At 62.0% G+C, this 11,981-nt stretch carries 11 protein-coding genes; 4 read left to right on the top strand and 7 right to left on the bottom strand.

The genetic code is table 11. From position 1 onward, the window contains the following. Together ASD02_RS39895 and ASD02_RS21820 are read left to right on the top strand one after the other, a co-directional pair. The coding region (locus ASD02_RS39895) for an isocitrate/isopropylmalate family dehydrogenase (RefSeq protein ID WP_244494258.1) at positions 1–248 on the top strand (248 nt) is incomplete at its 5' end. Positions 249–540: 292 nt separating this feature from the next. Then, complete coding sequence (locus tag ASD02_RS21820) at positions 541–1,230, top strand: phosphatase PAP2 family protein (protein WP_025425270.1); 690 nt, start codon at positions 541–543, stop codon at positions 1,228–1,230. Between the two features lie 62 nt (positions 1,231–1,292). Here the strand turns inward: ASD02_RS21820 and ASD02_RS21815 are convergent, their stop codons facing one another. The 5 genes from ASD02_RS21815 to ASD02_RS21795 all read right to left on the bottom strand — a co-directional run bounded on the left by ASD02_RS21815 (position 1,293) and on the right by ASD02_RS21795 (position 7,622). Next, entirely contained in the window at positions 1,293–3,182 is a 1,890-nt protein-coding gene (locus ASD02_RS21815) for an MFS transporter (RefSeq protein ID WP_025425271.1), read from the bottom strand. Positions 3,183–3,353: 171 nt separating this feature from the next. Continuing rightward, positions 3,354–4,607, bottom strand: coding sequence for an FtsX-like permease family protein (locus ASD02_RS21810; RefSeq protein WP_025425272.1), 1,254 nt, complete (start codon positions 4,605–4,607; stop codon positions 3,354–3,356). Continuing rightward, positions 4,604–5,293: an ATP-binding cassette domain-containing protein gene (locus tag ASD02_RS21805; protein ID WP_025425273.1), complete on the bottom strand. Its 690-nt coding sequence runs from the start codon at positions 5,291–5,293 to the stop codon at positions 4,604–4,606. The genes ASD02_RS21810 and ASD02_RS21805 overlap by 4 nt, the downstream gene beginning before the upstream one ends. A 3-nt stretch (positions 5,294–5,296) precedes the next feature. After that, entirely contained in the window at positions 5,297–5,761 is a 465-nt protein-coding gene (locus tag ASD02_RS21800; protein ID WP_025425274.1) for a hypothetical protein, read from the bottom strand. Positions 5,762–5,870: 109 nt separating this feature from the next. Continuing rightward, positions 5,871–7,622 (bottom strand): alkaline phosphatase, encoded by a 1,752-nt coding sequence (locus tag ASD02_RS21795; RefSeq protein ID WP_025425275.1) that lies wholly within the window; start codon positions 7,620–7,622, stop codon positions 5,871–5,873. A 388-nt stretch (positions 7,623–8,010) separates the two neighbouring features. On the opposite strand from ASD02_RS21795, the gene ASD02_RS21790 reads away from it, so the two are divergent. Then, positions 8,011–9,045: an aspartate-semialdehyde dehydrogenase gene (locus tag ASD02_RS21790; protein WP_025425276.1), complete on the top strand. Its 1,035-nt coding sequence runs from the start codon at positions 8,011–8,013 to the stop codon at positions 9,043–9,045. 207 nt (positions 9,046–9,252) lie between these two features. Further along, a complete protein-coding gene (locus ASD02_RS21785; RefSeq protein ID WP_025425277.1) occupies positions 9,253–10,074 on the top strand; it encodes a lytic transglycosylase domain-containing protein in 822 nt (273 codons plus the stop codon). Between the two features lie 223 nt (positions 10,075–10,297). Here the strand turns inward: ASD02_RS21785 and ASD02_RS21780 are convergent, their stop codons facing one another. Together ASD02_RS21780 and pdxY are read right to left on the bottom strand one after the other, a co-directional pair. Continuing rightward, a complete protein-coding gene (locus tag ASD02_RS21780) occupies positions 10,298–10,945 on the bottom strand; it encodes a carbonic anhydrase (RefSeq protein WP_025425278.1) in 648 nt (215 codons plus the stop codon). Positions 10,946–11,014: 69 nt separating this feature from the next. After that, positions 11,015–11,896, bottom strand: coding sequence for a pyridoxal kinase PdxY (gene pdxY / locus ASD02_RS21775; RefSeq protein WP_025425279.1), 882 nt, complete (start codon positions 11,894–11,896; stop codon positions 11,015–11,017). Positions 11,897–11,981 lie beyond the last annotated feature (85 nt).

The raw sequence follows: 11,981 nt of genomic DNA, 5'->3' as shown, positions 1-11,981 counted from the left end.
ACGGTTCGGCCCCTGACATTGCCGGCAAGGGCATCGCCAACCCGATCGCCATGATCGCCTCGTTTGCCATGTGCCTGCGCTACTCCTTCAACCTGGTGAMGGAAGCCGACAAYCTGGARAAGGCGATMGCCACCGTGCTCGACAAGGGCATCCGCACCGGCGACATCATGGCCGAAGGCGCACGCCAGGTCGGAACCGTCGAGATGGGCGAAGCCATCCTCTCCGAGTTCAAGGCACTGTCTGCCTGATACGAGCATTTCCAGGAAAAGTGCGAAGCGGTTTTCCGCCAGGAAATGCGTAAAACAAAAAGCTTGAACGTTTCCGCGGCATCGTCTGAAGCGGAAACGTTCAAGCAAGAGGCGCGCCCGATCGGGCAGCGCCCCGCAAGTTGTCAGAACACCTCCGGAGCGATCCGGAGGTGTTTTGCATTCGACAGTCTTGAATTCGACGGCCGAACCGACACATGCAGGCAGATGCTGCGAGCAATGAGGGGCGGCGAGGGACCGCATTCTCGCATGCAGACCGTTTGGAAAGGCCGACATGAACCGACCGCTCGCATCAACCGGATGGATCCTGGTGACGACACTGATCCTCGTACTCGCCTTCATTCCGCTCGATCCGTTTCTGTCGACGCGGGCGCAGGAACTGCCCGAGGGCATCGTCGCCTTCAATCGCCTGATTACCGACTTCGGCACCTTCGGCTGGATGATTTATGTCTCGGGTCTGGTGCTTGCCGTCGCCTTCATCCTGCAGCGTGCCGTTGGCCAGGCGCCGTTTCAGCGCAAAGCCCGAACTGTCCGCAACCTTGCTGCCTATTTCTTGCTGACGATCGGCACTGCCAGTGTGCTCGTGCATGTGCTGAAGTTCCTGATCGGGCGGGCAAGGCCCGAGCTTCTGGTGGATCTCGGTGCCTACAGCCTGACGCCGTTTACCGGCGACACCCTGTTCGAAAGCTTTCCATCCGGTCATTCGACGGCGGCGGGTGCTTTTTTCGGCGCCTTTGCCATGCTTCTGCCGAAGCTGCGGCCGTTGTTTTTCGTGATGGCATTGGTCATCGGGGTCTCGCGCGTCATCGTCGGCGCCCACTATCCGAGCGACGTTGCTGCCGGGCTGCTGCTTGGCCTATGGACATCTATGATGGTGGCGTTTCTCTTCGCCAAACGCGGCTGGCTTTTCCGCGCCGACGAGGGCGGTTGGCCTATCCCAAAGCGAACAGGCTCCCGCCCATAAAAAAGCCGGCGCGGAAAGCCGCGCCGGAGTCGGGAGAGCCGTAATGCCTCTCGGGGAAGTCTTTAGTCCATCGCGTGGATGTCGCGATCCTTGGTTTCCGGCAGGAACAACATGCCGATGACCAGGGTGATGCCCGCAAAGACGATCGGGTACCAGAGACCGTAGTAGATATCGCCCTGAGCCGCGCTCATCGCGAAGGCCGTGGCCGGCAGCAAGCCACCGAACCAACCGTTGCCGATATGGTAGGGCAGGGACATGCCGGTGTAGCGGATGCGGGTCGGGAACAGTTCGACCAGCAGGGCGGCAATCGGGCCGTAGACCATCGTCACGTAGATGACGAGAACGGTCAGAACGGCGATGATCATCGTCCAGTTGACGTTGGCAGGATCCGCCACCATTGCGTAGCTGCCGCCCTTGGCGATCGTGTAGACAGCCATTTCGGTGGCGGCGCCGACTTCGTCCTTGGTCAGGAGCTTGTCGGCAATGAGCTTGTCGGCAGGAACCATGGTCTTTTCGCCGCCGCGAACGGCAGCGGCATCAAGCGCCAGTTCCGGATTGGCGGCGACGAAGCCGTCAAGCTTGGATTCCGGAACCTTTGCCGCACCACGAACCAGCGGGTAGCCGGCATCATGGAGAGCCATGTTGGTCTGCTTTTCGAAGCCGGCGTTGGCAGCCTTGGCACCATCGCCTGCAGCGATCGCGTCATAGCTGTTGATCGTCGTTTCGCCGACCTCCACAGTCGCGGCAGTCCCCGCCGCAGCGGTCGTTACCACGTCATAGGGAACCGAGTTCTTGGTCAGGAACGCGGTTGCGATGTCGCACGAGGTCGTGAACTTCGCGGTACCGGTCGGGTTGAACTGGAACTTGCAGTCGCCCGGTGCCGCGGTCACGGTCGCCCGTACCGTTGCCTGGGCCTGAGCGAGCGCCGGGTTACCGGCCCAGGTCAGCGCCTTGAACAGCGGGAAGTAGGTGAGCATGGCAAGCAGCAGGCCGGCCATGATGATCGGCTTGCGGCCGATCTTGTCGGAGAGCCAGCCGAAGAGCACGAAGAAGCCCGTACCGATCAGCAGTGAGGCGGCGACCATGATATTGGCCGACTGGCCGTCCACCTTGAGCACGCCCGTCAGGAAGAACAGCGCGTAGAACTGACCGGAGTACCAGACGACGGCCTGGCCGACGACGGCGCCGAACAGTGCCAGAAGCGCGATCTTGGCGTTCTTCCACTGGCCGAAGGCTTCCGACAACGGTGCCTTGGAACCCTTGCCCTCTTCCTTCATCTTCTTGAAGGCCGGCGACTCGTTCATCTTCAGGCGGATCCAGACGGAAACGCCGAGAAGCACGACCGAGACCAGGAACGGAACGCGCCAGCCCCAGGCTGCAAACGCTTCTTTGCCCACCAGGTACTGGACGAGCAGGATCACCACCAGCGACAAGAACAGACCGAGCGTTGCCGTGGTCTGGATCCACGAGGTGAAGTAACCGCGACGCCCGTGCGGCGCGTGTTCGGCCACGTAGGTTGCAGCGCCGCCATATTCACCGCCGAGCGCCAGGCCCTGAAGCATGCGCAGAGCGATGAGCAGGATCGGCGCAGCGATGCCGATCGAGGCAGCGCCAGGCAGGATGCCGACCAGGAAGGTCGACAGACCCATGATCAGGATCGTCACGAGGAAGGTGTATTTGCGGCCGACGAGGTCGCCGAGGCGACCGAAGACCAGAGCGCCGAACGGGCGAACCAAGAAGCCCGCGGCAAACGCCAGAAGCGCGAAGATGTTTCGCGTCGTTTCCGGGTAGGAGCTGAAGAAGGTCGCGCCGATGTAAACGGCGAGCGAACCGTAGAGATAGAAATCGTACCATTCGAATACGGTACCAAGCGACGAGGCGAAGATGACCTTCTTCTCCTCGCCGGTCATCGGACGTGCTTTTGTGTCGTCCGCTGTCGCGACATTTGCCATTTTGTTTATCCTCCACTCCAAAACAGCCCATTGGAGCGCCCATTGGCTGGCTCGGACAATTCCTCCCTTGAACGTCCGAACGTGGTGCGCCTGATCACAGGATGTCAGAAAAGGAGGGCCGCAGGCAGGGATGCTTTCGGCTTATGACTTTCGTCTAAGAAGCCAGAGACCTCAGGCGCGAAGGGCTGCCGCCGGCGATTGCCGGTAGGCGATCATGGCCGGCAGGACGGCGAGGATGGCGGCGAAGACGAGAATGGCAGAGACAAGAAATCCGTCGCCGGCAGCGAACATGACAGGCATGGCAACGCCGCTCTCACCGGAAAGATATCCGGCTATGAACTTTGCGGCACCGAAGCCAAGCGCGAAACCGGAAAGCACACCGGCGGCAATCAGCGCAAACAGTTCGCTCCAGACGATGACAAACACCGCCGTGCGCGGCGCGCCGAAGGCACGAAGCGCCCCGATCTGCCGTCGGCGCTGGCCGACATGCAGGATCGTGACGAGCAGGATCGCGGCTGCGACCAGAACCTGAGCGCCCGTCGTCACTCCCACGAGCACCCGCTTGGCGTCGCCAAGTGTCGCATAGAGGTTCGTCAGCACCTCGCCGGGAAAAACCGCCAGTGTCGAGTTGCTGCGATAGTCCTGCCGGAGCTTGTAGGCGTCGGCGATCGATTTCGGTTTGACGAGGATCGCGGGCAGGCCGGGCGTGGCCTTGCTCCAATTCTCGTCGAGCGCCGCGTCCGCATCGATATGAGGGTGATCCGCCTCGACACCGGACGCGGCCTCGTCATGCGCGTGATCGTCGGCATCATCGTGTTCCGCCGCTTCCATTCCATGCAGCGCCCAGACCGCCTGCATCGGAACCAAAATGGCACGGTCCCAGGCGGTGCCCGTGGGCTTGAGGCGCCCGACAATGCGATAGGCGAGTTCCGTGTGGGCGTGGCCGCCGAGTTCGGCAAGTCCATGGGTCGGCTTGACCGTATAACCGAGTGGCAAATCGACGGCGGCGCCGGCAACCGCTTCACCAAGGGCGGCAAAGGCGCGGCCTTCGGCAAGCTGTTCGAGTTCCGCAAGCAACCCGGTGGAGGTGCCGACAACGGCATAGCCGCCAAAGCTGTCACCGAAGCCGACCGGTGCTGCGGAGGCGACGCGCGGATCGGCAAGAAGGCGCGGCAGAACCGTGCCTTCCATCAGCGGCAGCGGCGAGGGTTGCAGGAAGATCGATGAAAGCACGAGCTGGGTCTCGCTGCCGGGGGCGCCGATCACGAGGTCGAACTTGTCGGCAGCACGCGCACTGCCGAGCCGAAGCGCCCGTTCCTGCAAGGTGACGGCGACGCCGAGCGCCGTCGCCAACGCAACCAGGAGGACGACGACGAGCGAACCGGCCCAGAGGCGGCGCAGATCCGCAAGGATGAAACCGATCATGCCGCGCGCTCCTCGATGAGGCCATCTTCGACGATGCGCCCGGCGGCAAGCCGGATGCGACGGTCCATACGCCGCGTCAGCGCCAGATCGTGCGTCGCAACGATCAGCGTGCAGCCGCTTTCGCGTGAAAGCTCGAGCAGCAGGTCGCCGACGGTCTCGCCGGCGTCGCTGTCGAGGCTGGCGGTCGGCTCGTCGGCAATGACCACACCCGGCTTGCGCAAAAGCGCGCGGGCGATCGCCACCCGCTGCATTTCACCGCGCGACATGGTTTCGATCATCTGGGTCGGCCGGGTGAGGCCGACACGCAGAAGCAGATGTTCAGCACGGGCGCCGACATCACGGCTCATCGCGCCGGAGAGCCTTGTCGGCAGCAGAACGTTGTCCAGAGCACTGAGGCCGGGGAAAAGATGAAAGTCCTGCAGGACCAGACCGATATTGGCGCCGCACCAACGGTCACGACGGCCCTCGGAGAGCGCGCAGATATCGACATCGCCCCAGAGGATGCGGCCCTGTCCGACCCGCTCGAGCCCGGTCAGGATGCTGATCAGCGTGCTTTTGCCGGATCCTGACGCACCTGTGAGCGCCACACGGCTGCCGGCGGCGACGTCAAGGCTGTCGATCGCAAGAGCGGGTGCGGCAAGTCCGGGAAAGCTGACATCGACGCCTGCGAGTTGAAGACCAAGCATGCCCTAGACCGCGTAAAATTGAGACGAGCGCAGACGCAGCAGGCTGACGAATCCGGTCTCCGGATCGGTCCAGGAGCCGACCTCCAGTGTCCCGCGAACCTCGATCGTCTGGCCGGGCGGCACGAAGGTCTGCTTCTCCCCGAGATAGACGACGACGATATTGTCCGGCCAATCGGAATCCGACGAACAAAACGGGCAAAGCGCCATCGGAACTTCCGTCAGCACGAAGAACGCTGCCTCTGCCTTGAGCGGCGGCGCCATGAAGCCGCGCATGCGGACTTCCTGACCGGCAAGGCTCTTCACCTTTGTCGAGAATTCGAGGCCGAGTACACTGACCTTGCCGTAGAGCTCATCGAAAGTGAGACTGGCGTCGGCCAGGGCCGCATGCCCGTCGAACGCGACAACCGCGCCGGCAATCAGGCCGAGCACAGCTCGACGGCTCAAGGATATGGGTGTCGGTAGGGTCATCGTCTTATCGCCAAGAGTACCCCGGCAGCGCATGGGCGTGATGTGGCCGGGAATGAACGTCAGCGTGAAGCCTCCTCCCCGTTTCAGGGAGGAGGCGGGTTTCAAACGATCAGTTGGTCTGCTTCACGCCGAGGGCAAGCGCATCGACGAGAACGCGGTAGACGTCGCTCTGCTCCATGTAGCCTCTGAAGCCCTCGCTGCCCGGACCTTCCGACTGCAGCACGACGTCGTCGACCGTGTGCTGGCCGGTGCTTTCGTCCTTCGGCAGGATGCCGACGCGCAGCACGGCGCCGGGCATGTCCTTGTAAGCTTCGTTGGCGACATACTCGTCCTTCTCGTTCTTCACCGCCGGCTCGAACGGCCCGTCCAGCTTGGGGCTGAAGGTTTCGTAGTAGTCGGGGAAGTTTGAGACGAACATCGCCAGACGACGGCTCGCGTCGATCTTGTCGGGGAAGCCGTCCTTGTTCTCGTCGGTATAGTTCGGGAAGCCCGCCGAAGCGCCTGTTTTGACCTTGTCGCGGCCTTCCTTGCCCTCGACGGTGTCGTCGATGATGCCGAGCAGTGAGACGCCATGGGTATGGTCGCCGGTCACGACAACCAGCGTATCCGGGTTGTTCTTCGCGAACGCGCGGGCAACGCCGACCGCCTGGTCGAACTCGATGGTCTCGACGACGGCGCGCTCCATGTCGAGCGGATGGCTCATCTTGTCGATCGAGGCGCCCTCGACCATCAGGAAGAAGCCGTTTTCGTTCTTCGACAGCCTGTCGAGCGCGGTCTTGATCATGTCGACAAGGCCTGGCTGGCCGGGGAACTTTTCGACCGTGCCCTTCTTCAGGAACTCGCGATCAAGCGTCACGTCCATGTTGCCGGTGTGGAACAGACCGAGAAGCTTGCCGTCGGCGGGCGCATTGGCAAGTTCGCTCTTGTCGGTCGCAAGCGCATAACCGGCTTCCTGGAAAAGCTTGATGTAGTCCTGGTTGTCCTTGCGCTTGGAGCCGGGCGTCTCCTTGCCGAGGAAATAGGCCGAGCCTCCGCCAAGGATGACCTCCGGCTTGACGTCGTAGATCATGCCGACGATCTCGGCCTTGTCGCTGCGGTTGCGGGTGTGGGCGACGACGGCGGCCGGCGTGGCGTCCTCGATTTCCGAGGTCGTGACGAGACCGATCGACTTCTGCGTCTGGCGGCGCAGCGCTTCGGCAATGGTCTCGACCCGTGGATCGTCGAGGCTGTCGGGCGTGCGGTCGCCATAGACGCCCACGGCGTTGATCACGGTCTTGTGGCCGGTCATGTAGGCCGACATGGTGTTGGCGCTGTCGGTGTCGATCGAATTGGTCGCCGACGTGCCGATGAAGGCCATGCGCTCGAGGTCGTCCATGTTGAGGCGGCCATTGGCCTTACCCTCGGTCATGCCCTTCGACATGATGCGGGCGGCGGTGCGGTGCGCAACCGAAAGGCCATCGCCAAGCAGGAAGATGACGTTCTTGACCTTCGGCTGCTCCGCCGTGGCATAGACGTGCCAGGTCACGGTCTTCGTCTCTCCGCCAGCCGTCACTTCGACCTTGTAGCTGCCCGGTGCGCCAATTATAGCGTTGCGCAGGAGCAGGGCCGAACCGAGCTCCTTGTCTTCCTTGCCCTTTTCCATCGCGACATAGGCGGCTTCGGCACCGAGCGCTGCCTTGTAGTCCTGGCCGTTGACGGTCACCTTGATGTCTTCCGCCTTGACGGCGCTCTTGAGCTCGACCTTGAAATCGAACGGGGAACCGGCAAGAATTGTCGCGCGATCAATGGGATAGACGTCTGCGGCCTGAGCGGCGTGGGCCAGAACCGTCGTGGCAAAGAGGGTGGCAAGAAGCATACGCATGGCAATCGTCCCTTTGAGGTGTCGGATTGCGCGGTCGTAACGCCCGGCGATGACAGCGACATGACATTGCGATCACGTTTGCAGGCGCCAAGCATCGCACGCTTGACTCGCCGATAGAAACAATTATTACGAGCCTCGGAAAGGAAGGCATTCCATGCTTCGCCGCGAACACAACTTCGCTGACAGCAGCGTCCTGGCAGAAATCGCCGGGCAGGATATGCGTTTTCCAGCTTCCTTCAAAACAACGGCCAAAACGACGACGAAAACCGTCTGACGTCTCTGGCCCTCCGCTCTCTCCCCGGTTTGGCCGGGGACAGGAACCCTCGCGGCGGATCGCGCGGTTTCCCCCTCCACCCGACGAGGAGAGACAAAAAAGAGAGCTTAGATCATGGGTTTCAAGATTGCAGTCGCAGGCGCCACCGGCAATGTCGGCCGGGAGATGCTGAACATCCTTTCGGAACGCGGCTTTCCCGCCGATGAAGTGGTCGCCCTTGCTTCCGCCCGTTCCCAGGGCACGGAAGTTTCCTTCGGCGACAAGACGCTCAAGGTCAAGAACCTCGAAAACTACGATTTCTCCGATACCGATATCTGCCTGATGTCGGCCGGCGGCGCGGTTTCGCTGAAGTATTCGCCGAAGATCGGCCAGCAGGGTTGCGTCGTCATCGACAATTCCTCGGCCTGGCGTTACGACTCCGAAGTGCCGCTGATCGTGCCGGAAGTGAACCCGGACGCGATCACGCTCTTCACCAAGAAGAACATCATCGCCAATCCGAATTGCTCGACCGCCCAGCTCGTCGTCGCGCTGAAGCCGCTGCACGACCACGCCAAGATCAAGCGCGTCGTCGTCTCGACCTACCAGTCGGTTTCCGGCGCCGGCAAGGACGGCATGGACGAACTCTTCAACCAGACCCGTGCGGTCTTCGTTGCCGACCCGATCGAATCGAAGAAGTTCACCAAGCGCATCGCCTTCAACGTCATTCCGCACATCGACGTCTTCATGGAAGACGGCTACACCAAGGAAGAGTGGAAGGTTCTGGCCGAGACCAAGAAGATGCTCGACCCGAAGATCAAGGTGACCTGCACGGCCGTGCGCGTCCCGGTCTTCATCGGCCATTCGGAATCGGTCAACATCGAGTTCGAAAACGAGATCACCGCTGACGAGGCGCGCGATATCCTGCGCGAAGCACCGGGTTGCCTTGTTGTCGACAAGCACGAGAACGGCGGCTACGTAACGCCTTACGAGTGCGCCGGCGAAGACGCGACCTACATCTCGCGCATCCGCGAAGACGCAACCGTCGAAAACGGCCTCAACATCTGGGTCGTTTCCGATAACCTGCGCAAGGGTGCGGCACTCAACGCGATCCAGATCGCCGAGCTGCTCATCAACCGCGGTCTGATCCGCGCCAAGAAGCAGGCCGCCTGAACAAACAGACGGTAAAGCACGAATAAGAACCCCGCCTGGCCCGTTATCGGCCTGCGGGGTTTCCTGTTTCACGGATCCGTGCGCAAAATTGATCGGATTCACGTGAAACCGTTAGGAAATTTCCGCCAATGAGGGGCGGGTGACAGAGCCGGCAAAGGCTGGCATCTTCCTAACGGCAACCAGATTTGGGCAATGACGGGGTATTTCATGCACACGGCAAAGTGCGTAGCGATTGGGCTTGCGGCCCTGATTTCAACGGCGATCCTTCCGGCGACCGCGTCGGCGGCACAGTGCGGCAACGACGGCAGCGGTTTCGCGGCCTGGATGACGCAGTTCAAGCAGGAAGCCTCCGGCAACGGCATCAGCCCTGCGGCGCTCGACAAGGCGCTCTCCGGCGTTTCCTACAACAAGGCGACGATCCGCGCCGACCGCGGCCAGAAAAGCTTCAAGCTCTCGCTCAGCCAGTTCATGCAGAAGCGTGGCGGTCAGACGATCATCTCGCGCGGCAAGAAGATGAAGGCCCAGAATGCGGCGCTCTTCAACAGCATCGAACGGCGCTACGGCGTACCGGCCGGCCCGCTGATCGCCATCTGGGGCATGGAAACCGGCTTTGGCGGCTTCATGGGCAAGGAGCATACGCTCTCAGCCGTTTCGACGCTCGCCTATGACTGCCGCCGGTCCGACTACTTCACCAACCAGCTCTATGCGGCGCTCCAGCTCGTCCAGCGCGGCGATCTCAGCCCGGCTGCACGCGGCGCTGCCCATGGCGAAATCGGACAGACCCAGTTCCTTCCGGCAAACGTTCTGAAATACGGCGTCGACGGTGACGGCAACGGCCATATCGACATGGTCCGCTCGAAGGCTGACGCGCTTGCTTCGACCGCGAACTTCCTGCGTGGACACGGCTGGCAGCCGGGCGCCGGATATCAGCCGGGACAGGCCAATTTCGGCGCGATCCAGGGCTGGAACGCCGCCAGCGTCTATCAGCAGGCGATCGCCATCATCGGCGCGGAAATTGACGGCGACTAGAGCATTTCCAGGAAAAGTGCGAAGCGGTTTTCCGTCAGGAAATGCGTAGAAACAAGGAGATAGAGCGTTTCTGCGACTCCGCTTAAACCGCAGACGCTCTAACGCATGTTGCGCAAAGGTGCGCAGCGGTTTTGCGATAACGACAGCGCAAAAACAAAAGATCAAAGCTTATGAAATAAAAGAAGCCCGGTTCGAAAGGACCGGGCTTTTTCTCTGGCTTCTATCACATACCTGGACGGGCAAAGTCGCCGCTCTTCGGATCCATCACCCAGAGCTCGCCGGTCGAAATGTCGAACCAGGCGCCGTGAAGCTGGAGCTTGCCCTTCGATTCGAGAATCTGGACGCAGGGGAAGGTGCGAAGATTGGCGATCGAGTTGCGGATGGAAACCCGCTCCAGAGCGCGCTGCCGCTCGGCCTGGGTCATCACGTCATTGCTCTGGATCTGTTCGGCGGACGGTTTCAAGAGGTGCATCCAGCGACCGATGAAGTCACCCGGCGACAGGGGCTCGGCGTCCAGGTCAAGCGCCGCCTTGATGCCGCCGCAGCGTCCGTGGCCCATGACGACGATGTCGCTGACACGCAGAGACTGGACGGCAAATTCCAGAGCTGCCGACGTCGAGTGGTAGTGTCCGTCCGGCTCGTAGGGCGGCATGAGATTGGCGACGTTGCGCACGACGAAGAGCTCGCCCGGGCCGCTGTCGAAGATCGTCTCGGGCGCTGCCCGGGAGTCACAACAGGCAATGACCATGGTCTTGGGCTTCTGCCCGCTATCCGCCAATGTCTTGTAACGCTGCTGCTGTTCGCTGAAGCGACCACTCATGAAGTTATGATAGCCGTTCAGAAGGTGGTCTGGAAAACGCTGCATATCCATCGGTTACCCCGCTGCTGTCGAGAGTTCAATCCACCAAGCCATCCGACGGCGTGCCGTGAACAGCTTCTTCTATTTCCGCCGCATCTGGCTCGGATGCAGCAAGCGCCGCATCTGCACCATCGCCATCGGCGTCGAGAGACTGGACGCATCCTGTTCGAGCGTCAGTTCATCGGCGCCGCGCTTGACCGTGCGCGCGATAATTTCGAACACGCTGGCTGTCGCCATCTGAAGCGCGCGCTCCTCGGAGAGGCCTTCCAGCAGCCGCGCCAGGAACACCGCCGCCAGCAGATCGCCCGTGCCGTTCGGCGGGTTCTCGATCAGCCGGTGTTCGGCGAGCAGCGCATGGTTGCCGGAGAGATAGAGATTTCCCGTCCCGCCCTTCATCATCGGAATCGCCGACGTGACCAGCATGCGCGAGGGACCAAGCCCCAGCGCCGCGTCAAGGATTGCCGCATTGGTCTCGAGCGTCGCGCCGGCAAGCCAGGCCAGTTCGAACCGGTTGGGCGTGGCGAGACTTGCAAGCGGCAACAGCCGGTCGCGGATGGTAATCGCCGTCGCTTCGGGCACGTAGAGCCCTTCGGCATCACCGATCACCGGGTCGCAGGCATAGACGAGATCAGGATTGCGGGCGCGCAAGGCGGTCACCAGCCGGGCAACGCCCTCTGCCTGGCTCGCCGAGCCGAGATAGCCTGACAGGACTGCCCGGACCTCGCCGGCCCAGGGCGCCTGAGCCAGATCGTCGATCACCGACTGGAATTCCGCGTCCGGTATCGTGATGCGCGTCGAATGGCCATGGCCGGGATGCCAGGGCAGAATGACGGTCGGCAGAGCCCAGACGGGATGGCCAAGCGTCTCCAAGGCAAAGACAACCGCCCGATTGCCGACGGTGCCGCGAACCACGTGACTAGAAATGACGATGACGGCACCAGGCAAGGAGGGCATTTCGGGCATCGGCCAGTCCAATCCTTCGATTTGAACTCTGATCACCGACTGTCACCGCCATGTCAACAGGCTATGGCAGACAGGTTCCGCACGA

The sequence above is a fragment of the Ensifer sp. Root1252 genome (genome assembly GCF_001425885.1).
In the GTDB taxonomy this organism is placed as follows: Bacteria; Pseudomonadota; Alphaproteobacteria; order Rhizobiales; family Rhizobiaceae; genus Ensifer; species Ensifer canadensis.
Note: the sequence above shows the minus strand (reverse complement) of the source record. Positions and strands in the feature narration are given on the sequence as shown.

Bases quoted from the DNA above. Each gene is read 5' to 3' on its own strand.
- ASD02_RS21800 (WP_025425274.1), bottom strand. From the start codon at position 5,761: ATGACCCTACCGACACCCATATCCTTGAGCCGTCGAGCTGTGCTCGGC.
- ASD02_RS21795 (WP_025425275.1), bottom strand. From the start codon at position 7,622: ATGCGTATGCTTCTTGCCACCCTCTTTGCCACGACGGTTCTGGCCCAC.
- ASD02_RS21810 (WP_025425272.1), bottom strand. From the start codon at position 4,607: ATGATCGGTTTCATCCTTGCGGATCTGCGCCGCCTCTGGGCCGGTTCG.
- ASD02_RS21820 (WP_025425270.1), top strand. From the start codon at position 541: ATGAACCGACCGCTCGCATCAACCGGATGGATCCTGGTGACGACACTG.
- ASD02_RS21815 (WP_025425271.1), bottom strand. From the start codon at position 3,182: ATGGCAAATGTCGCGACAGCGGACGACACAAAAGCACGTCCGATGACC.
- ASD02_RS21790 (WP_025425276.1), top strand. From the start codon at position 8,011: ATGGGTTTCAAGATTGCAGTCGCAGGCGCCACCGGCAATGTCGGCCGG.
- ASD02_RS21805 (WP_025425273.1), bottom strand. From the start codon at position 5,293: ATGCTTGGTCTTCAACTCGCAGGCGTCGATGTCAGCTTTCCCGGACTT.
- ASD02_RS21780 (WP_025425278.1), bottom strand. From the start codon at position 10,945: ATGGATATGCAGCGTTTTCCAGACCACCTTCTGAACGGCTATCATAAC.
- ASD02_RS21785 (WP_025425277.1), top strand. From the start codon at position 9,253: ATGCACACGGCAAAGTGCGTAGCGATTGGGCTTGCGGCCCTGATTTCA.
- pdxY (WP_025425279.1), bottom strand. From the start codon at position 11,896: ATGCCCGAAATGCCCTCCTTGCCTGGTGCCGTCATCGTCATTTCTAGT.